Below are 21,027 nucleotides of genomic sequence, written 5' to 3' on the forward strand. Positions count from 1 at the left end.
ACTTGTTTGGAGCAGTAATCCATATACAGGATAAAAATAATTAAAATATTTTTCGACAAATTTCGTCATTTCCAAATATTGTGGATAAAGTTATTAACATTATACCCATTGAATCAGACACTTTTCATCATTTTATAAACAAAGTAATCACAAGTTATCCACCAGATTATGTGGATAAACGGAACGATTGTTCTACAGGAATAAATTTGGTAGATTTAGGGTACACCAATTGAACATACCATTTTATGTTTATCATTCCTATAATAGAACACTTTATTTGCAAATCGGAGGTGGAATTTGCCGTGAGAAAACTATCAGATGAATTACTAATTGAATCATATTTTAAAGCAAGAGAATTAAACCTAAGTCCTGAATTTATTGGACTAATTGAGTCAGAAATGCTCCGCCGTTCCTTATACCATAAAATAAAAATGTCTTCATAACTTGGCCCTAATTGGGCTTTTCTTTTTGCCCATTTTTATTCGTACTATCTAAAAACCCCAATTTTTTCTCCGACTTTTATTTCTTTCGGGGTATGAATGGTTGAATCGATTTGAAAAATATCTTTTTCGAATAATAAGACAACCGTTGAACCGAAACTAAAGTAAGCCATTTCACTGCCCTTTTCTAATTCGGATCCTTTGTGTGTGGTTTCAATCGAATTAACAAACATTGCCCCAACCTTAACAATTGCTACATGCCCGTAATCTGTTTTAGCTTCAGTAATCACCCGATAATTCTTGGCAAGCGTTCGAACCCCATATTTTAATCCCAACTTATTGACAGGATATGATTTAGAGCCAAGTGTCCATTGCTTGGTGACAATCCCATTTACTGGGCTATGTATGCGATGATAATGACTTGGGCTTAAATAAAGAATCATATATGTACCATGTATATATTTGGCTAATAACTCTTGGTCACCGAGCATTTCTTCGATGGAATACGTCTTCCCTTTGACCAGAATATCACTAGTCTTTCTAATTTGACCAACATCTTCAATAACAGCATCCACAGGGCTGACAACTGTTTCTTCACTTTTATCAATTATTCTTGCTTCCCTTTTCAATGTCCTAACAAATAAATCATGAAGAGTAGGATAATCTGATAACTCCTTCTCCATTTCTTCTTGGTTTAAGCGATAAATCTTGGCGAAGGAAGGTATCATAAAACGACTAACAGAAGAACGAGCAAATCTTCTTAAAATAACTGATGTCCACCTGCCATTTGTTAACTCAATCATAAAACGATAAAGACCTTGAATCATCGAACTACCCCCAAATAGTGTAAAAATACTCTTTACGAAAAGACATAAAACGCTTAGAATTAAATATTATAGAATAAATTAACGAATTTGAATTCCCTTTTGGCTTAAAAAAGGAGTGATGTGGAGCATGTTTTTGTTGGACGTACTTGATCAAACAATAAAAAAACTTAAATCGCAAACAGCAAATGTACTCACCTTAACAAACTTATCGCTTGGCGGATTTGCAATAATATTCGGGCTCCATGGGAATTTAAGATTAAGCTTGCTGTTAATTTTTATTGCGGCATTGGCGGATCGTTTTGATGGCATGATTGCACGAAAGTTTAACATCGAATCGGAATTAGGCAAACAGTTAGATTCCATGAGTGATATTATATCATTTGGTGTAGCACCAGCACTATTACTATATCAAGGAATTTTACATGAATTTGGCGGACCGGGTTCATTTTTTACCGTTTTCTACATTGGATGTGGAGCTTTCAGATTAGCCCGCTTCAATATATCTGAGAGCAATGGATATTTTACAGGTTTACCTATTACCGCAGCAGGTTGCTTGGCCACTCTTAGCTACTTGGTCATACCTTATATTCCATCGCAATCATTCCTATTTATTACCATCATTCTATCTTTCCTTATGGTAAGTCCATTTAAACTGAAAAAAGTCTAATTATTGAACTTAAGGCATCCATCACACCAACGATGGATGTTTTTTTTCTGGTTATAATTTCAAACCAAAGTGATTTTTTGCCACTGTTGATTGGAGCGGAAATCAACATACTAGTTATTAACATTACCGTCAAAAAAATGTCTCGCAAATAAAAAAGTTTATGGACAGACACAATTTCCCTTTTCCTTCATAGGAATTAATAATAGGCGAAATAGCCAAAAAAGACGGGGGTAGATATGGATGTCTGGAATCTTAACAGCTCTCGGATATTTAATGAAAGAATTTTTATTCCTTGTCTCCTATGTAAAAAATAATGCCTTTCCACAACCCCTATCTGCTGCAGAAGAAAGAAAATATCTTCGCTTAATGGCAGAAGGGGATTCACATGCGCGTAATATGCTAATTGAACACAATTTGAGATTGGTCGCGCATATAGTAAAGAAATTCGAAAACACAGGGGAAGACTCGGAAGATTTAATTTCGATTGGAACGATTGGTTTAATTAAGGCGATTGAGAGTTACTCAGAGGGAAAAGGCACAAAGCTAGCAACCTATGCCGCACGGTGTATCGAGAACGAAATTTTGATGCATTTAAGGGCCCTTAAAAAAACAAAAAAAGATGTTTCCTTACATGATCCAATTGGTCAAGATAAGGAAGGAAACGAAATATCATTAATCGATGTATTAAAATCAGAATCTGAAGATGTAATTGATACGATTCAGTTGAACATGGAACTTGAGAAAGTAAAGAAATACATTGAAGTTCTTGATGATCGAGAAAAAGAAGTAATTGTCGGACGCTTCGGTCTAGACCTGCAAAAGGAAAAAACACAAAGAGAAATTGCGAAAGAATTGGGAATATCAAGAAGCTATGTCTCCAGAATTGAAAAACGCGCCTTAATGAAAATGTTCCATGAATTCTATCGGGCTGAGAAAGAAAAAAAGAAAAAGTAAGAACAAAAAGCGTAAGCGCCCGTTTAGCGGCGTATGGACTGGAGCGCTCCAACCGAGATAAAGGAAACACGGAGCTCAAGTCGATTCGATGTTGACTTATCGTAGGGAGGAGAGCGAAGTACACTAGCCGCTGGGCGCTGGAGCTGGATTCAGAGAACTATTTCAATTTATCCATAATAATTATATTATAATTTTGTATTTAACAGAAAAAACAGAGCCGAAAGTTTATTTCAGCTCTGTTTTTCCATTCTGCATCGGATTATTCCATTTAACTCCACCATCTATCGATTCATATATATCATTATTTATAGTGGTGAAGGCTATTTGGTTAGGATCTTGCGGATTGACTGCTAAGAAAGTAATTGGATTTTCATAATCAAGGAATGGAATCTCGATATTTTTTTGTTCACCAGTTGCAGGATTAATCGTTTTTAATAATATTTTCTTGTTTTCCACACTTGAGAATAAAACTGTATCACCGCTAAATGTAAGAGACGTTACCATAAATGGATTTGTAATCTGTTTCATCGTATTTCCGTTATCGGTTGAATAATAAATACCAGACCGTGTCGGCATCGCGATGATATCCCCATTTTTCGGATGAACGGCAATCCTCCCATAGGAATCCGCATTAAAATTCTTTAGTGTACTATTTTTCCACGTGGCCCCATTATCCTTAGAATAGTTCAGACCTTGACCTAAGGTTTTTGCCTTTGGATCTTCTTTAATAACATAGAGCCCTTTTCCTGAATAACTTGCGCCCATGAAATGAAAAAGCGACTGACCGTAGAAGGATAATTTACTGATAGTTTGTCCTTTATTGACACTTTGAATGATACCAAGTGGGTCCTTTAATCCCGAACCTTTTTGCGGGTGTCCGCTTGCAATAAAACCAGTACTTACAGCTTGAAAACTATAATATTCATGTTGGTTCGTTGTTGTTTCAAACCAATTTGAACCGTTAAACATTTTTAGGCCCTTATCTGTCGCTACGTACAAAGCAAAATCATTTCCTGGATAACCAATACCAAGAATCTGTCCTACTTTTAATGATTTCGCATGAATAATATCATAGGTTTCTTTTTCTTTCTTTTCTTGCTGTGGCTGCTGCTTTTTTTCTGGGCTTGTGCCTTGACAACCTGAGGCCACTAGCAGCAGGATTCCGGTCAACATTGCAAGAAAGACTTTCATTGTTTTCTTCACTTTTTTCCCTCCATACTAAACTATGAGGTATTCATTTATGAATCCTTATCCATCCACTTATACCCCAGTCCCCATACGGTTGTCAAATATTCATCAACTGGAAATTCTGTTTTTCGTAATTTATCTCGTAAATTCCGAACATGGGAATCAATTGTCCGGTCCTCTGCCTGAGCAGCATAACCCCAGATTGATGTCAATAGATGTTCCCGTGTAAACACTTTATTCTGATTTTTAAGTAAAAGCGCTAATAAAGCAAATTCTTTTGGTGTCACAGGGATTTGCTGATTATTGAAAGAAACACTGAAAGAGTCCTCATTCAATTCAAGACCCTTAAAGCCAATTATTCCTGTATAACCTGTTTTTCTTCTTAAAACGGCATCAATACGAGCAAGTAATTCTTCTTCATCAAAAGGTTTTGAAATATAGTCATCCGCACCCATGTTTAAACCCTTTACAATATCATTTTTTTCACTTCGTGCAGTCAGCATGATGATTGGGATGTCCCAGTTTTTTCGAATTTCCTGGCATGCTTCCCAGCCATCCATTTCAGGCATCATTACATCTAACAAAATGATTTCAGCTTTCTTCTCTTCTTGCAAATAATGAATTGCCTGCAAAGCAGTTGTCATTTTTATGCAGCTATATCCCTTGGGAGTTAGATAAAGGGAAAGTAAATCTAACATTCTTGGTTCATCGTCTACGAGTAGTATTTTTTTCACGAACTTTCACTCCCATAAATAGAAATCTAGAATTAAATTATACTATATACAAACTAATACAAATATGAAGATAATAGTAATTTCCACCGCTTCGATCTATCCTTCGGAAAGCGTGGTGTATAGAATTTTTTGAAAAATATTTATATAATTAAGTTGTAAATACATAAAGGGGGTATATAGAATGACAACCACTCCATATTTGGATGTTTGGGACCTGGACATAATTTTTAAAGGTGGCAGTGAGTCCGCAGAATTTGCAAACCACTTAATCCTCACCTCAGAATTAATAGCGCAATTCCAAGCAAAAGTGAATAACTGGTCGCCACTCAATTCCACTGAGGACGCAAAACTCTTGAAAGAATTACTTGAAGACTTTGAACATGCGGCTAAAAAGCTGCGTCAAGCAGGTGCCTTTGTTGGGTGTTTACAGGCACAAAATACAGACGATAAAAAGGCTTATAACCTGGACGCGAAAGTAACCAGCTTAAGTGCTGCCTTCCAAACAGCTCTTAGTAAGTTTGACAGTTCATTAACATCGATCACTGATGCTGTTTGGACGAAGCTATTAGCGGATGAACAACTAAATGTACTTTCTTACATATTAACGGAACGGCGTGAACGTGCAAAAGACAAACTCTCTAAAGAAGAGGAAGCATTAATTAGTGCCCTTGGAGTGGATGGTTATCATAGCTGGGGTCAGTTGTATGATTTAATCGTAGGAAAAATAAAAATTCCTTTTAACGAAAACGGAGAAGAGAAACTGCTGTCAGTCGGTCAGGCTTTTAACAAATTTTCAAACCCTGACAGGGATATCCGTGCAGCAATTTTTGCGAATTGGGAGAAGGCTTGGGGAGAACAGACTGACTTTTTAGCCAAAACCCTTAATCATCTTTCTGGCTTTCGCTTAAGCGTTTACCAGAAAAGAGGCTGGCAGGATATATTGAAAGAGCCGCTCAGTATTAACCGTATGGAAAAAGGAACGCTGGAAACCATGTGGGCGGTCATTTCGAATAATAAACAAAAACTCGTTAAGTATTTAGAGCGGAAAGCATCGCTCTTAGGAATTGAAAAAATGAGTTGGTACGATTTAGATGCCCCCTATGGAAAAACGGCTTCACAGGTTACTTATCAAGAAGGAGCTGAATTTATCACACAGAACTTCGCGATTTTCGGTGAGAAAATGGCTTCTTTCGCTCGAAAAGCTTTTGAGGAGCGATGGATTGAGGGGGAAGATCGTCCTGGAAAAGCACCTGGCGGCTTTTGTACCTTCTTTCCGGAAAGTAATCAGTCTCGCATTTTCATGACTTACTCAGGAACACCATCAAACGTTTCAACATTGGCACATGAACTAGGTCATGGCTTCCACACATTTGCTATGAAGGGTGTCCATCATCTTAACCGCAATTATGCGATGAATGTTGCTGAAACGGCTTCAACCTTTGCTGAAATGATAGTTGCAGATGCAGCAGTGAAAAATGCAAAGAATGAAGAGGAAAAGCTGGTTCTTCTTGATGATAAAATTCAAAGAACAGTTGCTTTATTGATGAATATTCATGCACGCTTCTTGTTTGAAACCCGCTTTTATGCGGAAAGAAAACAAGGTCCTGTCGCGGTAGAACGTTTAAATGAGTTAATGCTTGAAGCTCAAAAAGAGGCCTATAACGATGCATTAGAAGAGTATCACCCATTATTCTGGGCTTCGAAACTACACTTCTTTATTACCGGGGTTCCGTTTTATAATTTCCCGTATACATTTGGTTTTCTTTTCTCACTTGGCATTTATGCACAGGCGCTAGAGGAAGGCAAAGGTTATGAAGAAAAGTACATTGCCCTATTAAGGGATACAGCATCAATGTCAGTCGAAGACCTGGCAAAGAAACATTTACAAGTTGATTTAACCCAACCAGATTTCTGGGAGAAAGCCGTTCGAATTTGTCTTGATGATGTTGATGAATTCTTAATGCTAACAGATAAATAAAGAAAAATAAAAGCATCGACCGATTTGAATGGTCGATGCTTACTTTTTATTCAACACTAAGTTCAGCTGAAATTACGCAGCCGATCGCCGCAGTAATGACGATTGCCATCACAACCATGAACATACTCTCCACCCCTTAGATAGATCCTGTTCTTTCTAATTTGAATTTATCATATTTTCACAGTATCTATCGGAGGGAAATTTGAACATTTCGTTAACAAAAACTTTAAGCTATTAGTAATTAAATTTAACAATGATCTCATCTTGAACTTCTTTTCTTTAGTATAAAGAATAGCGACAAGAATAAGATATGCAGCGGCATCTCGTTACCTCCTAATTTTTATGTTCAGCTAGGTGGTATCCTTCATAATCCAGAAACTTGCACCCCGACCTTGCATTAATAAAAACCTCATATATAAAACCACCTTTCTTTTTATCAAATTTTTAACTAATTACATGCTGCGGAAAATGGATGCTTGACGGTCTTTGTTTTGTTCATAAAGCTTCTCAACCATTTCTTGATGATTAGCTTCTTCTCTACTTACTACTCTTTTCTTAATCGTGATCGAAAAGAAGATGATATTTAGAGTCATTTTTGTTCACTTCCTTGTTTCAGTCTTTTAATTTAAGTATTTCCATTACATATAGCGGTACATGGAAATTTGCTTATCCTTGTTTTGCTCATAAAGCTTTTCAACCATTTCCTGGTGGATAGATTCATCTGTGCTTACTTTTCGTTTCCTAATTGTGACCGAAAAGAAGATTATATTTAGAGTCATTCTGTTCACATCCTTAATTTATTCCTTAAGTATTTCCATTACATATAGCGATACATGGAAATTTGTTTATCTTTGTTTTGTTCATAAAGCTTTTCAACCATTTCCTGGTTTGCAGCCTCTTGAAGACTGATCTCACGTTTTTTAAATGTAATCGTGAAGAAGAGTATATTCAGGGTCATTGGGTCCCACCTCCTTAAAAAACTTTCATAATCTAGCCGCAACAAGTTTAATTTATGCTGCACATATCCAAAATGCTCGTAAAAAGGGCACAAAAAGGCCGCAGAAGAATATCCCCTGCGGTCCAGTGATTTTTAGGCACAAAAATACCGCAAAGAGTCATTCTCCCTGCGGCATGGATATGTATGGGTAACTTAACGTAATCTTAAGCAATCCATTCCAGTCGGGTCGAATGTTTGATATTCAAATATACAGTTGTAGATGCTAAAGTCATGCCAATTGGTGCAACAGTCTTTCCAGTTAGAGCTAACATCATTTTCTTCGACCTCCTTTTTGGAATAAATTACTTACTACGGTAATTATATCCACACACCATTACTTTGTAAACCTTTTTAATGGAAATTTTTTAAATTAATTCAAAAGCCTAATTTTAAAAAGGGTGTCAGGCACCATGTGAAATTTTCACATAGTGCCTGACACCCAATGGTTTTACGATTTTAATGCATTGTCTAGGTCCTCAATGAGGTCCTCTGCGTCTTCTAAGCCCACGGAGATTCTTACGAGGCCATCTGTGATTCCAAGTTCTGCTCTGCGTTCTGCGGGAATTGATGCATGGGTCATTCTTGCTGGTACTGAAATCAAGCTTTCTACTGCTCCAAGGCTTTCTGCTAATGTAAAATATTTTACCTTACTAAGTAATTTGTCAGCATTTTCGGCACTTCCAACATCAAATGAAACCATCCCACCAAAACCTCTTGTTTGCTTTTTAGCGATTTGATGATTTGGATGTGATTCAATCCCAGGGTAATAAACTTTTTTCACATTCTCGTGTCCTTGTAGAAATTCTACAATAGCTTTTGTATTGGCTTCCATCTCTTCCAAGCGAACCCCTAAAGTACGAATCCCTCGAATTAACAAATAGGAATCTTGCGGACCTAAGATTCCTCCTGTTGAATTTTGCACAAAATGGAGATCTTCTGCGAGCTTTTCACTGTTAACAACAGCTAAACCTGCTACAACATCGCTGTGCCCGCCAAGGTATTTGGTGGCACTATGCACAACAATATCAGCACCAAGTTCGATTGGATTTTGCCAATATGGTGTCGAAAATGTGTTATCGACAATGGTTAACAGATTATGTTCTTTAGCAAGCTTCGCTACTGCCTCAATATCAGTAATCTTCAAAAGCGGGTTGGTAGGTGTTTCTAAATGGATCGCTTTCGTATTTGGTTTAATTGCACTTAAAATATTTTCGGCTTTACTTGTATCAACAAACGTAGAGTCAATTCCTAATCGATTCAAGACTTTAGTCATAACACGAAACGAGCCGCCATAAACATCATCTGTTAGAATGACATGATCACCACTATTAAACAACATCATTACTGCGGTCATGGCTGCCATCCCAGAGCCAAAAGCAAATCCTGCTTTGCCTCCTTCAAGTTCCTTAATCAATTCTTCAAGCGCAAATCTTGTTGGATTTCCGGTACGTGAATATTCATAACCCTTATGTCCACCGACACCTTCTTGCTTATACGTACTCACTTGATAAATGGGAAAGGTAACCGCCCCAGTTGCAGGATCATTACTTATGCCACCATGAATCAATTGGGTTTTCCTTTTCAAACTAAATACCTCCTTCGAAAATCTTCTTGCTTAAATAACGTTCACTTCCATCAGGGAAGATAACCACAATATTTGTTCCAGGCTCCGCCGCAGCCGCCTCTTTCAATGCAGCATGAAAGGCTGCACCTGAAGAGCTGCCCACCAGTAATCCTTCTTTCATAGCTAATTCCTTGACCAAGGCAAAAGAGGCCTGATCCGGGACTGTATGAATTGCATCAAAGTAATCTGGATCCATATAGCCTGGCAAAAATTCCATTCCAATCCCTTCGGTCTTATGAGGACCTGATTCTCCGCCGTTTAGGATCGATCCTTCTGGTTCCACAATGACCGTTTTAACGGCTTTCTTTTGATCCTTTAAGTACCGTGAGGTTCCCATAAATGTTCCGCCAGTGCCTGCTCCCGCGACGAAGATATCAATCTGACCGTCCATTTGATCCCAAAGTTCCGGTCCTAGTGTTTTATAATAGGTTTCAGGGTTCGCAGGGTTACCAAATTGCTGCGGACAATACGAACCAGGTATTTCCTTCAGAAGCTGCTCAGCCTTGGTAATTGCCCCTTTCATCCCTTGCTCAGTTGGGGTATGAACAATTTTAGCCCCTAGAGCTTTCATTAAGTCTTGCTTCTCTATGCTAAACTTTTCAGGAACACATAATATCACTTGTACTCCCTGGTTAATAGCCGCAAGCGCTAAGCCAATCCCGGTATTTCCGGCCGTTGGTTCAATCACGGTTCCACCGGTCTGCAATTTTCCAGAAGTAAATGCTTCCCGTAATAGTTCGATCCCGAGGCGGTCTTTTACACTGCCGCCTGGATTCATAAATTCTAGCTTTGCAAAAATACGAACTCCTTCAGGCAAAGGAAACTGTGAAATTTCAACAATCGGTGTATGCCCGATAAGTTCATGAACATTTTTGTAAACCTTCATGTTTTCACCTCTACTATCGTAAAGCTGCCACCATTTTCATTACAAGAGTTGCGGAATTGGTCGCCGCTTTATCAATAAATTGATCAAACGAAAGTTCGGATTCTTTTCCAGCAATATCTGAAAGCGAGCGAATAATTACGAAAGGAACACCAAATCGATGGGCCACTTGCGCAATCGCTGCCGCTTCCATTTCAACAGCTTGCAAGTCATTAAATTTGGAACGGACAAAATCAACTCGGACAGGGTCTTCCATAAATGAGTCACCAGTGACAATTAAGCCCTTAACGATTTGGAAATTATCAAGCTCTTGTGCAGCAGTTTCAGCGACTGTAATTAATTTTTCATCAGCCAAAAATGCAGCAGGTAACTGTGGTACTTGACCATATTCATATCCAAATGCCGTTACATCGACATCATGGTGTCTGACTTCTGTTGAAATAACCGCATCTCCAACATTAAGTGCTGGGTTAAATCCACCTGCAGAACCTGTGTTAATGATGCAATCAGGCTTATATTTTTCTAGCAGGATCGTTGTAGACATAGCTGCATTTACTTTTCCAATGCCAGAGCGAAGCAAGATGACATCTGCTCCATGCATTTGTCCAAAAGTAAACTCACATCCTGCGACGGTTTCTTGTGTTTGATTGTCGATATTGTCTCTAAGTAGGGTAACTTCTTCTTCCATTGCTCCGATGATTGCGATTTTCATACTTGGACCTCTTTCTCATTTTTTTACGCCTCTAATAGCTCTTTTGCTTTGTTTAAAGGTCGTAACGTTTCTGCTTTTAATCTTCCTCGGATTAATCCATCATATCCGCAAACACTATTCTACCGTTTTTGAAAAAAGCATGCTAATAAAATAGCAAGTACTTCTTCTATTTTTCCCGCGATTGAAAATTTAGCATCAATCCTATAAGTATAATATGGGTTAGTGAAAAACCTGTTCCCAACTAATTTTATTTACCAGGTTCTTCGCAATTTCGTTGTGCTAATTCATGGAAAAAGCTAAAATACAAACAGTAGGAAGGTGATCTTATGAATTTTCAATTTGAACTTATTGAGGATAAAGTGGAATTTTTTGAGGCAAATAATTTAAAAACCTTACAAAAAAAAATTGAATCCCAAATTGACGAAAATCGGGCAATTTTACTTTCTGTCCATTCCGTTTCCCACCAAATGCATGTTAGTGAAAATGGTCAAACATATTTTACTGCCGTTGTCCATTTTAAAAAGAAATAAAAAAACCTCTCGGATTTGAGAGGTTTTTTACTATCTATTTTTACTGGCCATTCCCAGATAGATCTTCTACTTTGGTAGGTTTCCAACCTTGGCCATCCACCCACTGAAGGTAGACATTGTACTTCTGCTTATTATCTTTTGAAGCGACTGTGCTAAACGAACCATTTTTGGTAGATTTATCTCTTCCAAGCCAATATACTGTCATGTTTGCTTTATCTAAGCCAGTGGCATAGGAAATGGCATTCAACATTTCTTGCCAGTCAGCGGAAGAACTATCATAATTAGCGGTATGTTCGCCTGTTTGAGTTGTACCAACAGGCTGCCATGATGAATCTTCAGTCTCTCTTACTCCATTCCCATTCTCATCACCCTCTGTTACCACTTCCTGTGATTCATCTGCTTCCTCTGAAGCTGACGCATCTTCTGTAGCAGCAGATTCATCCGTTGTTGAAGTCTCTTCACTTAGTTCGTCTTCATTAGCCGCAGGATCAGTAACATTGTCGTCCTCAGTTGAGGTAGCATCTTCCGCCTTTGTTTGCTCCGTACCCTTTTGTACCGTTTCTTTTTGTTCTGTTTTAGTCGTTTCCTTTTTTGGTGAAGCATTATCATTACCTGTTGCAAAAATATTGTATGCGACAAAAATTATGAGTAAAAGCACAACGACGATTAAACTATTTAAGACGATATTTGTCTTTTTTCTTTTTGCACGATAACCTGAACGTGATTTAGAATTAATGTCATTAGTCAATATTATTCCCTCCTAAATAAAAATACAGAAGCTCCCTTTCAAATTGGAGCCAGACATTTATAGACTCTCAATATTCTAACATGATTTTAAGAGAACTTGAAGGAAAAACCATTTCCTATTGCATTCTATGATCTTTTTGATACAGCATTTTTACCATCTCAGCAAATAACAAATTTACGCCGCCCTCCGAATCAAGCACATCTAAATTAACGGCAACAAGGACATATTTTGGATGTTCGTAAGGGAAATAACCTGCGAACCATTTATTATGCAGCTGCATTCCAGCTTGATATTTTCCAGTCTCTGCCGTCCCTGATTTCCCTGCGACTTCGTAAGGTAAGTCCTTGAACCATCTTCCCGTTCCGTTTGGGTTTACTACAACCTCCCGCAGTAATCTCTGAAGTTTCATTGCGGTATATGGCGAGATCTTATCACCATTTAGGTTTTGCTTTGGGAAATCAGCCATTGTTGTTCCGTTCTTATACTCAATTTTTGAGACGGCTCTTACCATCTCCTTTTCTCCACCTCTTGCGATTGTTGCCATCATATTAGCGACAGCTAAAGGAGTTGCCCGTACCTCATGCTGTCCGATGCCAGACATGGCAGCGATATTTGCATCCTTTCTTGCATCATCCGATAGAAACACTCTTCCTTTGTCTTCATCAGCCATTTGCTTAAAATCATTTGTATGAAATATATCACCATGCCAGCCAACAGAACCTGTAAGTGACAGTTTTTCTGCATAATCTTCTAAAAGATGTGGATTAATATTTTGCAATTCCTTTGCTAATTCCCCGAACGTCCGATTACAGCTTCTCGCAAAGCTAGTGGTAAAATCCAACATTCCGTAATTATATCTTAGCTCTGGTTTACCATTTATTTTTTTACTACAATCAAACAGTCGCTGCGCATTATCAAGATTATGATCAATTGCCGCAGCTGCAACAACCGTTTTGAATACTGAGCCCATGATCTGTTGTTTTAGCATCATATTTGTCATTCCTGTACCATTGTAGGGGTCATTCTTATTGATGGTTGGCCGCGATACAAGGGAAAGAATGCTATTATCCTCAATATTAAGGAGAACTAGTCCTCCTTTTTTTATTTGATATTGGTCCACTATATCCTCCGCTTTTTGCTGCAAATCCTTATCCAGGGTTGTCCGAACATTAACAGGATAAAACGGATTGGCCGGATCCACATATTTCACATTAATTCCGAACAAGGGGGCCCCTCCTCCATCGACATGATAAACCAGCTTAGACTTTCCTTCCGGAAGGAGGAATTCATCAAAGCTCTCTTCCAGCCCCGATACACCGATCAATGTTTTCTCCGCTAGTTCTTTATCAGGGTACCGCTTTTGTAATTCGGCTGCATTTTCTCCTGTAAGCCCAATCAATTGTTCTGCCGGTACTTCTGATCGCTCAAACTTTTTTTCTATCGCAAATACTCCTGGGATTTTCAAAGAATTGATTCTATCCCTTTGTGAAGTCGTAAGTTCTACTGGTTCAGGGTCGCCATAGGCAAATGGCTTTTTCGCACCTTCTACAGCCATTTTAAGAACCTCCACAGGTATACCAGAGATGTCTGATACCCTGTCAGCATCCCAATCCATTTTTTTTAAAAATGGAAAAAGGACTAGAACGGACACTTTTTTATGCGTGAGCATGGTACCATTTCTGTCAAGAAAATTCCCTCTGCCATTATCAATAACTAGTTCCTGTGTTCGCTGTTTTACACTTTCTTCTAGTAAATTTACATTATGTTTCGAAAAAGTCTCCGTCTCAATTAACTGTATTTGCATTAAACGTACTAGAAGTAATAGCAAACCGATTATAGAAATAATTAGCCATCCAATCGCTCGTTTTCGCCACATAAAAAAACACCTCGTCAAAAGTTTTGACGAGGTTTTCTTATTTCAATCAATTATTCAAATGGAAGACCAAAAATAATTATAATTACGATTATTTGATACTTACGATACGGACGCTCATTTCTCCGCCAGGAGTCTGAACCGATACTTGATCGCCAACTTTTTTACCTAATAGGCTTTTGGCGATTGGGGAATCATTTGAGATTTTCCCTTCAAATGGATCAGCTTCAGCGCTGCCAACAATCGAATACGTTTCTTCATCACCATCTGGAAGCTCAACAAACGTAACAGAACTACCTAATGTTACAGAGTCACTTGCCATAGCAGCCTCTGCAATGATCTTGGCATTACGGATCATATTTTCTAAAGTGGTAATTCGGCCTTCAACAAATGCTTGTTCCTCTTTCGCTGAATCGTACTCAGAGTTTTCAGATAAATCACCAAAACTTCTCGCGATTTTAATTCTCTCCACCACTTCTTTACGTTTTACAGCTTTTAAATATTCAAGTTCTTGGATTAGTTTTTCTTTACCTGCTTGTGTCATTGGAAATACTTTCTCTGTAGCCAAAACCCTCACTCCTTCTAGTCCTTAATTGTGTATGTACTTTATGTAATTCTATGCCAATCAGCATAATAGATAGTAGCGCGTCCTTTTTTAAAAGGGCGCGCGACAGAAAATATTTTTCCAGTCTGAAATTTTATATTTAGACTATTCCTTGCTATTGTTTCATAAAAATGACTTTTGTTCAAGAATTGTTTGAATTTTTGTGACCATTAAATCAATCGCCACATGGTTATGGCCGCCTTCAGGGATAATGATATCTGCATATCGCTTGGTAGGTTCAATAAATTGATTATGCATTGGGCGAACAACATTTAAATATTGATCAATAACGGAATCAAAGGTCCTGCCCCGCTCACTGATATCACGAGTCAAACGGCGGATAATTCGTAAATCCGCATCCGTATCTACGTACAATTTTATGTCCATTAAATTTCGAAGGCGTTCATCTTCAAGTACTAAGATTCCCTCTAAAATGATAACATCTTTTGGTTCTACAGGGATAACCCTGTCTGAACGTGTATGGATTGAATAGTCATAAACAGGTTTTTGGATGACTTCATATCTTAACAGTTTTTCAATATGTTCAATAAGTAAGTCATTATCAAAGGCAAGCGGGTGATCATAGTTTGTTTTCAAACGTTCTTCAAATGGTAGATCACTTTGGTCCTTATAATAATAATCCTGTTCTAATACTAAAATGGAATGAGCTTTCAATGTTTCATAAATGGATTTTGTTACACTGGTTTTTCCGGAGCCGGAGCCGCCGGTTACACCAATAACAACCGGTTTTCGCATCATGCTAGTTCTCCTTTCGCATCATGTTGTTAGGGTAGACCGGTTTGTTCAATTTAAATTGTACAATTTGAAGCGGATGTCTTGCCGCATCCAATTCATTACCTTTTTCATCCCATATTTTATCAATTACATGTGTAAAGTTTTGAATTTCAGGTCCAAAAAATTCCACTTCTTCACCTGGTTTAAAATGGTTGCGCTGCTGAAGCGTAACGATTTGTGTTTCTGGATTATAGTCCAAAACCAGACCTACAAAGTCAAAATTTGTCTTCTTGCTATGATTACCAAACATTTGCTCTTTATACCCAGGAACACCTTCAAAAAATGCTGGTGCTGTTTCCCGATTAGCGCACTTGTCGAGCTCTGTTAACCATTCTTTCTGTATGACAAAATTCTCAGGATCGGCGCAATAGGCATCGATTACTTTACGATATACACTTACGACTGTTGCAATATAGTGAATAGATTTCATTCGGCCTTCAATTTTTAAACTATCGATTCCAAGTTCAATCATTTGCGGGATTGCTTGAATTAAGTTAAGATCTTTCGGGCTCATTGCAAACGGAGCGTCCCCCTCTTCATAGAGAGCCACTTCTGTATTACTTCCTTCCAGTTGGTAAAGATCATAATCCCATCGGCATGATTGACAGCAGCCACCACGATTCGAATCTCTTGCAGTCATATGGTTGCTCAATGTACAACGGCCAGAATAAGCGATACACATTGCACCATGAATAAAGGTTTCAATCTCAACGTCGACCTTTTCTTTCATTTCTTTAATTTCGTCAGCACTTACCTCACGTGCTAAAACGACTCGCTCAGCCCCGGCCTCTTTCCAAAACTGGGCTGCCTTCCAGTTAGAAAGTGATTGTTGTGTACTAATATGGATTTCAATTTCCGGCGCAAGACGACGGCAAGTTTCAATAATTAACGGGTCTGCGACAATAATTCCCGCAATTCCTGTTTCCTTCAAGCCTAAGATATATTCTTCTAATCCATCCAAATTTTCATTATGAGCAAAAATGTTAGTGGTTACATAGATCTTTGCACCGTAGTTCTTAGCAAACTCTACACCCTCTTTCATTTCTTCAAAGGTAAAGTTGTCTGCATTTGAACGAAGTCCATACTCTTGACCGCCGATAAACACGGCATCAGCACCATAATGGACAGCAATTTTTAATTTTTCAAGATTTCCAGCTGGAGCAAGGAGTTCCGGCTTCTTAACAATGACACGTTTTCCATCGATAATTTCAGAAATCTTATCTTTAACTGTATTCATAGTTGAACCCCTCCTTAATAAACTGTCTCTTTGAAAAAGAATCCTGTATCTAATGAACGATTTTCTGGCTGAATTTCTTCAATTGCAGCTAATAGCTCGTCCTTTTTATCTTCATATGCGTCTGGATCTTCACTAAACACATCGATTGCTTCACGGTAAGCCTTTGTTACTGCAAGAATATATTCAGCGCTTTTTAAGATTCCATCTATTTTAAACGAGTCTACACCCGCTTCCAACATCTCTTGCAGTTCATCAATGATACAAATATCATTTGGACTCATAATATGTGTTCCATTTTCGTCTTCAAAAATGGGATATTTATTTTCACGCTCTTTATCATGAAGAAACATATTCTTTTCCATTTTGCGGTTTTCGACTTCCAATACCTTCCCTTGGTACTCATAATAATTCCCCAGCAAGGAACGTTTCGATTGGAACATGCAACTCATCCCATGAACTTGGACTTCGATTTCCACTTCCGCATTTTCTTTTGTTTCCACAATGGCGTCCATATTTATTTCTCTTGCAAGAACAGCTCTTTTCGCGCCTTTTCTTCCCCAATAGTTGCAAGTAAACCAGTTTGTTCCAGTGGTTTCCGTACTCCAATGGAGTTTCATGTCAGGAGCAACCTCTCTGACGGTCATTAAAACGGCCGGATCACCGAAAATAATCGCATCAGCCTTCGCATCTGACACAAATTTAATATAATCATCTAGTTCATCAATCTTTTCATTATGAAAAATCGCATTCATGGCCACATAGACTTTTTTACCTTTTGAATGTGCTAATTCAATTGTTTTTTTTACATCTTCACGGGTAAATTCACCAGCCAGCCGCAGCCCATATCGTTGTTCACCAATCACAAACGCATCCGCACCGGCTTCAATTAATGGCAAGATATCATCAACTGTTAACGGAGTTACAAGTAATTCCGGTTTTTTCATATACTCTCACCTCTTCTTTTACTTATCGCAACCCCATCTCCTACGGGTAGAATGACAGAATGATAACCAGGATGGCTCATTAACCAGTGGTTAAATTCATCAATTTTTTTGACAAGATTACGGATTCTTTTTGTTTCAATTTCTGGTTCAGCGACCAGTCCTTTAAATAAAACATTGTCAGTAATGATCATTCCATCATCACTTAAATATTTAGAATATATCTCGAAGAACTTTTTATATTGACCTTTCGCTGCATCAATAAAAATGGCGTCAAATGATGCATGTTCTTTCACAGCATCCTCAACCTCTAGTGCATCACCTTGGATCAAAGTAATTTGATTACGATGTTCCGAACGTTGTATAAATTCTTCTGCCAATTGGAGCCGTTCCACATCACGCTCGATTGTTACTATATGGGCTTTTGGCAGCGCATCAGCCATTCGTAAAGCAGAATAACCGATTGCTGTGCCTACCTCAAGAATTCTTTCCGTACGGTGAATTCGTAATAATTGAAGCATGGTTTCTATACCCGAGAGTTCCATAATAGGAACATTATGAACACTTGCATAGTTTTCCATTTCGGTTAATAACGGATTTCGTTCTGAAATAAGACCATCTATATAAGAATGCAGCTTTTCATTTAACAAGCTGCCCTCACCTCTATCCTTAAATAAGAATTGCACAATGGGTAGCAATTCTCTAAGTAAAATACTTTTATTATCTCTATCCATAATGCTCTTTAGACATGAAAAAATAGCGTTCACAGTAATCTTAAGCATTTAACGGTTAAAATCCGCCATCATGCGTCCAAGCAATTGCTGCTTAGGATACCTTTACTGTGAGTTACGCTATGGATCCTTTATTTAAAACACTTGAACTATTTTATCATAAACCAATCATAAATTTCAATACAAAAACGAGGGAAAGCGAATGTTTCCCTCGTTGAATCATTATTTTTTACTAGTAATATGTTTTGCTTTTTCTTTATTATGTTCTTCTAGTGTTTTTGTAAAAATAACATCTCCATCTGCTGTTGCTATGAAGTAATAATAATCTGTTTCAGCAGGATCAAGTGATGCTTCAATCGATGACTTTCCGGCATTTGCAATTGGACCAGGAGGTAAACCAGTATTCTGATAGGTGTTATAGGGAGAATCCACTTCTAGATCCTTATATAATACCCTTGCCTTGTGTTTCCCTTGTGCATAGAGAACGGTTGGATCCGTTTGGAGCATCATTCCCTTTTTAATGCGATTATAAAAAACACTTGCAATCGTTTTACGGTCCGCCTTTTCGGTTGCTTCCTCTTCGACTAAGGAGGCCATTGTCAAAAGTTGATGAACCGAAAGCTTTTTCTTCTCACTTTGTTCTGCATAATCTGATAATACGGTCCGCGTTTTCGTAAGCATGGCAGCAACCATTTCCTCTACTGACGGATTATTTTTGTAAAAAGGATAGGTTGCAGGGTATAAATACCCCTCAAGAGGATATTTCACGGAAGAATTTAAGATTTCTTCTGTTAAGATATCAGGATATTTTGCCATCAATGTTTTAATAAATTCCTGATCGTTCAATTTATTAAAAACATCATTTTCCTTCTGTTTAGTTGCTTTCGCCATTATAGCAGCAATTTCTTTTAGTTGTTTTCCTTCAGGTATCGTAATTTTGAAGCTGGCTTGTGCTAGTACTTTTCCTGTCTTGAGGCGGTTGACGATTTCAGGGACATCCATAGATGGACTTAGTTGATATTCGCCAGCCATAAACCCACCTTCATTTTTTAACTTCACATAATATTTGAATACTTTAGCACTCTTTATAATGCCATTTGATTCTAACGTTTCAGCAATACCAGTTACTGAGGAACCCAACGGAATATCAACCTGTTTAAACTTTTTACTACCTGCGTCAATAGGTTTAAGTGCTGATTCTATGTACAAATATCCTCCACCACTAATTAAGAGTATAAATAATAGCAATAAAATGGAAATAATTAAAACTATCTTTCTGACAACTTTTGCTTCTTTTTGATGTTCTAACATTTTTTTACGAATAACTTCTTTCTTTGTATCTGTCTTGTCTGTTGTCATTTGACTCCCCTTTCCTTTGACTCATAGAACGGCGCACTAAAAAATAGACCATCTTAATTATTTCAGCATATAGTAAGAAAAATGTCAATTTAACAATAAATTTGTCAGATTTTATAACAGATTCCACAAAAAAAACGGCCATGGAAATGGCCGGTTTTTCTCTTTTCTATTCTTCGTCTTCTTGGTCTTCGTTAAAGGTATTGAAAACTTCTTCAACCATGTCCCATTCTTCATCCGTTTCAATTTGCATTAACGGACCATATCCGCCGTCTTCTGTTGGAATGTAGGCATAAACATGAATGTCGACATCCTCTTCATCATCATCAAAAGATCCTACTGGATAAAAGAATACATAGGATTTTTCGAATTCATCAGAATCAAAAGTAAAAAGCACCTCATGTAATTGTTCATTACCATTTTCGTCTACTAAGGTAATATATTGTTCTTCTTCATGTTCGTGATCGTGTTCGTTTACCATTTCTTCACCTCATTAATTTTTACTATCTAGATAGCCTTGCAGGATCATTACCGCTGCCATCTTATCGATAACTTTTTTCCGTTTTTTTCGACTTACGTCGGCTTCAAGTAACACGCGCTCCGCTGCCATTGTTGTAAGACGCTCGTCCCAAAGAATTGTTTGAACTGCATATTGCTTTTCAATTTCAGTGGCATATTGCATACTCGCTTCTGCACGCGGTCCGATGGTCCCGTTCATATTTTTAGGCAAACCGATGACAACCTTCTCTACTTGATACTCTTTTATTAATTGACCAATTTCCTCAAAACCAAACTCATTTCTTTCTTCATTTATTTTGAGAGTGGTGAGGCCCTGGGCAGTCCAGCCAAATTCATCGCTTAAAGCAACACCGACTGTCTTCGTGCCTACATCTAAACCCAATACGCGCATTATTAACCCTCTCGCTGCTGTTTAAGATAGGATTTTACTAATTCCTCAATAATTTCATCACGTTCAAGCTTGCGAATTATATTGCGGGCATCACGATGACGTGGAATATAGGCAGGATCTCCTGATAATAGATAACCAACAATTTGGTTGATCGGGTTATAGCCTTTTTCCTGCAAAGCTTCATACACTTGATTAAGAACATCATTAATATCATGTTCAAATGGTTCTTCAGGAAAATTGAATCGCATCGTTTTGTCAAATGAGCTCATTGCATGCACCTCGCTTTTTATTTGAGGAA

Annotated in this window: 25 protein-coding genes; 5 read left to right on the plus strand and 20 right to left on the minus strand. The window is 37.9% G+C overall.

From position 1 onward, the window contains the following. Positions 1-302 precede the first annotated feature (302 nt). Positions 303-443, plus strand: coding sequence for a sporulation histidine kinase inhibitor Sda (locus QNH17_RS22275; RefSeq protein ID WP_251457430.1), 141 nt, complete (start codon positions 303-305; stop codon positions 441-443). Between the two features lie 44 nt (positions 444-487). On the opposite strand, the gene QNH17_RS22280 is transcribed toward QNH17_RS22275, so the two are convergent. Further along, the gene (locus QNH17_RS22280) at positions 488-1,267 is read right to left on the minus strand and encodes a phosphatidylserine decarboxylase (RefSeq protein WP_283875199.1); all 780 of its coding nucleotides are present in this window, start codon (positions 1,265-1,267) and stop codon (positions 488-490) included. A 127-nt stretch (positions 1,268-1,394) separates the two neighbouring features. Here QNH17_RS22280 and pssA point away from each other — a divergent pair, with 127 nt between their 5' ends. After that, complete coding sequence (pssA, locus tag QNH17_RS22285; protein WP_283875200.1) at positions 1,395-1,934, plus strand: CDP-diacylglycerol--serine O-phosphatidyltransferase; 540 nt, start codon at positions 1,395-1,397, stop codon at positions 1,932-1,934. Positions 1,935-2,174: 240 nt separating this feature from the next. Beyond that, positions 2,175-2,888 carry an RNA polymerase sporulation sigma factor SigK gene (gene sigK, locus QNH17_RS22290; RefSeq protein WP_026563502.1) on the plus strand — a complete coding sequence of 238 codons (714 nt, stop codon included), beginning with the start codon at positions 2,175-2,177 and terminating at the stop codon, positions 2,886-2,888. 225 nt (positions 2,889-3,113) lie between these two features. On the opposite strand, the gene QNH17_RS22295 is transcribed toward sigK, so the two are convergent. After that, positions 3,114-4,091: a F510_1955 family glycosylhydrolase gene (locus tag QNH17_RS22295; RefSeq protein ID WP_283875202.1), complete on the minus strand. Its 978-nt coding sequence runs from the start codon at positions 4,089-4,091 to the stop codon at positions 3,114-3,116. A gap of 35 nt (positions 4,092-4,126) precedes the next feature. After that, positions 4,127-4,810 (minus strand): response regulator transcription factor, encoded by a 684-nt coding sequence (locus QNH17_RS22300; protein WP_283875203.1) that lies wholly within the window; start codon positions 4,808-4,810, stop codon positions 4,127-4,129. 181 nt (positions 4,811-4,991) lie between these two features. On the opposite strand from QNH17_RS22300, the gene QNH17_RS22305 reads away from it, so the two are divergent. Beyond that, a complete protein-coding gene (locus QNH17_RS22305; RefSeq protein WP_283875204.1) occupies positions 4,992-6,788 on the plus strand; it encodes a M3 family oligoendopeptidase in 1,797 nt (598 codons plus the stop codon). 452 nt (positions 6,789-7,240) lie between these two features. Here QNH17_RS22305 and QNH17_RS22310 read toward each other — a convergent pair whose 3' ends face one another. From QNH17_RS22310 to mtnN, 6 genes are all read right to left on the minus strand, one after another. Then, on the minus strand, positions 7,241-7,381 hold the full coding sequence (locus tag QNH17_RS22310; RefSeq protein WP_283875205.1) for a YrzI family small protein: 141 nt from the start codon (positions 7,379-7,381) through the stop codon (positions 7,241-7,243). A 45-nt stretch (positions 7,382-7,426) separates the two neighbouring features. Beyond that, positions 7,427-7,567 (minus strand): YrzI family small protein, encoded by a 141-nt coding sequence (locus tag QNH17_RS22315; RefSeq protein ID WP_283875206.1) that lies wholly within the window; start codon positions 7,565-7,567, stop codon positions 7,427-7,429. Between the two features lie 38 nt (positions 7,568-7,605). Then, positions 7,606-7,746 (minus strand): YrzI family small protein, encoded by a 141-nt coding sequence (locus QNH17_RS22320; protein ID WP_081825320.1) that lies wholly within the window; start codon positions 7,744-7,746, stop codon positions 7,606-7,608. A gap of 487 nt (positions 7,747-8,233) precedes the next feature. After that, positions 8,234-9,370: a bifunctional cystathionine gamma-lyase/homocysteine desulfhydrase gene (locus QNH17_RS22325; protein WP_283875207.1), complete on the minus strand. Its 1,137-nt coding sequence runs from the start codon at positions 9,368-9,370 to the stop codon at positions 8,234-8,236. Position 9,371: 1 nt separating this feature from the next. Continuing rightward, the gene (locus QNH17_RS22330; RefSeq protein WP_283875208.1) at positions 9,372-10,295 is read right to left on the minus strand and encodes a PLP-dependent cysteine synthase family protein; all 924 of its coding nucleotides are present in this window, start codon (positions 10,293-10,295) and stop codon (positions 9,372-9,374) included. Between the two features lie 13 nt (positions 10,296-10,308). Next, positions 10,309-11,004 (minus strand): 5'-methylthioadenosine/S-adenosylhomocysteine nucleosidase, encoded by a 696-nt coding sequence (gene mtnN / locus QNH17_RS22335; protein WP_283875210.1) that lies wholly within the window; start codon positions 11,002-11,004, stop codon positions 10,309-10,311. Between the two features lie 326 nt (positions 11,005-11,330). Between mtnN and QNH17_RS22340 the strand changes: the two genes are divergently transcribed. After that, positions 11,331-11,534: a DUF2536 family protein gene (locus QNH17_RS22340; protein WP_283875211.1), complete on the plus strand. Its 204-nt coding sequence runs from the start codon at positions 11,331-11,333 to the stop codon at positions 11,532-11,534. A gap of 40 nt (positions 11,535-11,574) precedes the next feature. On the opposite strand, the gene QNH17_RS22345 is transcribed toward QNH17_RS22340, so the two are convergent. The 11 genes from QNH17_RS22345 to QNH17_RS22395 all read right to left on the minus strand — a co-directional run bounded on the left by QNH17_RS22345 (position 11,575) and on the right by QNH17_RS22395 (position 20,998). After that, positions 11,575-12,282, minus strand: a complete 708-nt coding sequence (locus QNH17_RS22345; protein ID WP_283875212.1) for a DUF1510 family protein — start codon at positions 12,280-12,282, stop codon at positions 11,575-11,577. A 115-nt stretch (positions 12,283-12,397) separates the two neighbouring features. After that, positions 12,398-14,158 carry a peptidoglycan D,D-transpeptidase FtsI family protein gene (locus QNH17_RS22350; protein ID WP_283875213.1) on the minus strand — a complete coding sequence of 587 codons (1,761 nt, stop codon included), beginning with the start codon at positions 14,156-14,158 and terminating at the stop codon, positions 12,398-12,400. Between the two features lie 88 nt (positions 14,159-14,246). Continuing rightward, the gene (gene greA / locus QNH17_RS22355) at positions 14,247-14,723 is read right to left on the minus strand and encodes a transcription elongation factor GreA (protein WP_026563493.1); all 477 of its coding nucleotides are present in this window, start codon (positions 14,721-14,723) and stop codon (positions 14,247-14,249) included. 159 nt (positions 14,724-14,882) lie between these two features. Continuing rightward, the gene (gene udk, locus QNH17_RS22360; protein WP_283875215.1) at positions 14,883-15,518 is read right to left on the minus strand and encodes a uridine kinase; all 636 of its coding nucleotides are present in this window, start codon (positions 15,516-15,518) and stop codon (positions 14,883-14,885) included. Position 15,519: 1 nt separating this feature from the next. Beyond that, positions 15,520-16,791, minus strand: coding sequence for a peptidase U32 family protein (locus QNH17_RS22365; protein WP_283875217.1), 1,272 nt, complete (start codon positions 16,789-16,791; stop codon positions 15,520-15,522). Between the two features lie 14 nt (positions 16,792-16,805). Then, positions 16,806-17,735 (minus strand): peptidase U32 family protein, encoded by a 930-nt coding sequence (locus QNH17_RS22370; RefSeq protein WP_283875218.1) that lies wholly within the window; start codon positions 17,733-17,735, stop codon positions 16,806-16,808. Then, positions 17,732-18,382, minus strand: coding sequence for an O-methyltransferase (locus QNH17_RS22375; RefSeq protein ID WP_283875219.1), 651 nt, complete (start codon positions 18,380-18,382; stop codon positions 17,732-17,734). Before QNH17_RS22375 ends, QNH17_RS22370 begins: the two co-directional genes overlap by 4 nt. Before the next feature lie 303 nt (positions 18,383-18,685). Beyond that, positions 18,686-19,822, minus strand: coding sequence for an endolytic transglycosylase MltG (mltG, locus tag QNH17_RS22380; protein WP_283875220.1), 1,137 nt, complete (start codon positions 19,820-19,822; stop codon positions 18,686-18,688). Positions 19,823-19,988: 166 nt separating this feature from the next. Then, positions 19,989-20,300: a DUF1292 domain-containing protein gene (locus QNH17_RS22385; RefSeq protein WP_144547770.1), complete on the minus strand. Its 312-nt coding sequence runs from the start codon at positions 20,298-20,300 to the stop codon at positions 19,989-19,991. A 12-nt stretch (positions 20,301-20,312) separates the two neighbouring features. Further along, positions 20,313-20,729 carry a Holliday junction resolvase RuvX gene (gene ruvX / locus QNH17_RS22390; RefSeq protein WP_283875221.1) on the minus strand — a complete coding sequence of 139 codons (417 nt, stop codon included), beginning with the start codon at positions 20,727-20,729 and terminating at the stop codon, positions 20,313-20,315. A gap of 2 nt (positions 20,730-20,731) precedes the next feature. Next, a complete protein-coding gene (locus tag QNH17_RS22395; RefSeq protein WP_026563485.1) occupies positions 20,732-20,998 on the minus strand; it encodes an IreB family regulatory phosphoprotein in 267 nt (88 codons plus the stop codon). Positions 20,999-21,027 lie beyond the last annotated feature (29 nt).

This window comes from Neobacillus sp. SuZ13 (assembly GCF_030123365.1).
Classification (GTDB): domain Bacteria; phylum Bacillota; class Bacilli; order Bacillales; family Cytobacillaceae; genus Neobacillus.

Bases quoted from the DNA above. Each gene is read 5' to 3' on its own strand.
- QNH17_RS22385 (WP_144547770.1), bottom strand. From the start codon at position 20,300: ATGGTAAACGAACACGATCACGAACATGAAGAAGAACAATATATTACC.
- QNH17_RS22330 (WP_283875208.1), bottom strand. From the start codon at position 10,295: ATGAAGGTTTACAAAAATGTTCATGAACTTATCGGGCATACACCGATT.
- QNH17_RS22340 (WP_283875211.1), top strand. From the start codon at position 11,331: ATGAATTTTCAATTTGAACTTATTGAGGATAAAGTGGAATTTTTTGAG.
- QNH17_RS22310 (WP_283875205.1), bottom strand. From the start codon at position 7,381: ATGACTCTAAATATCATCTTCTTTTCGATCACGATTAAGAAAAGAGTA.
- mltG (WP_283875220.1), bottom strand. From the start codon at position 19,822: ATGACAACAGACAAGACAGATACAAAGAAAGAAGTTATTCGTAAAAAA.
- sigK (WP_026563502.1), top strand. From the start codon at position 2,175: ATGTCTGGAATCTTAACAGCTCTCGGATATTTAATGAAAGAATTTTTA.
- ruvX (WP_283875221.1), bottom strand. From the start codon at position 20,729: ATGCGCGTATTGGGTTTAGATGTAGGCACGAAGACAGTCGGTGTTGCT.
- QNH17_RS22315 (WP_283875206.1), bottom strand. From the start codon at position 7,567: ATGACTCTAAATATAATCTTCTTTTCGGTCACAATTAGGAAACGAAAA.
- QNH17_RS22305 (WP_283875204.1), top strand. From the start codon at position 4,992: ATGACAACCACTCCATATTTGGATGTTTGGGACCTGGACATAATTTTT.
- QNH17_RS22395 (WP_026563485.1), bottom strand. From the start codon at position 20,998: ATGAGCTCATTTGACAAAACGATGCGATTCAATTTTCCTGAAGAACCA.
- udk (WP_283875215.1), bottom strand. From the start codon at position 15,518: ATGATGCGAAAACCGGTTGTTATTGGTGTAACCGGCGGCTCCGGCTCC.
- pssA (WP_283875200.1), top strand. From the start codon at position 1,395: ATGTTTTTGTTGGACGTACTTGATCAAACAATAAAAAAACTTAAATCG.
- QNH17_RS22350 (WP_283875213.1), bottom strand. From the start codon at position 14,158: ATGTGGCGAAAACGAGCGATTGGATGGCTAATTATTTCTATAATCGGT.
- QNH17_RS22320 (WP_081825320.1), bottom strand. From the start codon at position 7,746: ATGACCCTGAATATACTCTTCTTCACGATTACATTTAAAAAACGTGAG.
- QNH17_RS22370 (WP_283875218.1), bottom strand. From the start codon at position 17,735: ATGAAAAAACCGGAATTACTTGTAACTCCGTTAACAGTTGATGATATC.
- mtnN (WP_283875210.1), bottom strand. From the start codon at position 11,004: ATGAAAATCGCAATCATCGGAGCAATGGAAGAAGAAGTTACCCTACTT.
- QNH17_RS22280 (WP_283875199.1), bottom strand. From the start codon at position 1,267: ATGATTCAAGGTCTTTATCGTTTTATGATTGAGTTAACAAATGGCAGG.
- QNH17_RS22365 (WP_283875217.1), bottom strand. From the start codon at position 16,791: ATGAATACAGTTAAAGATAAGATTTCTGAAATTATCGATGGAAAACGT.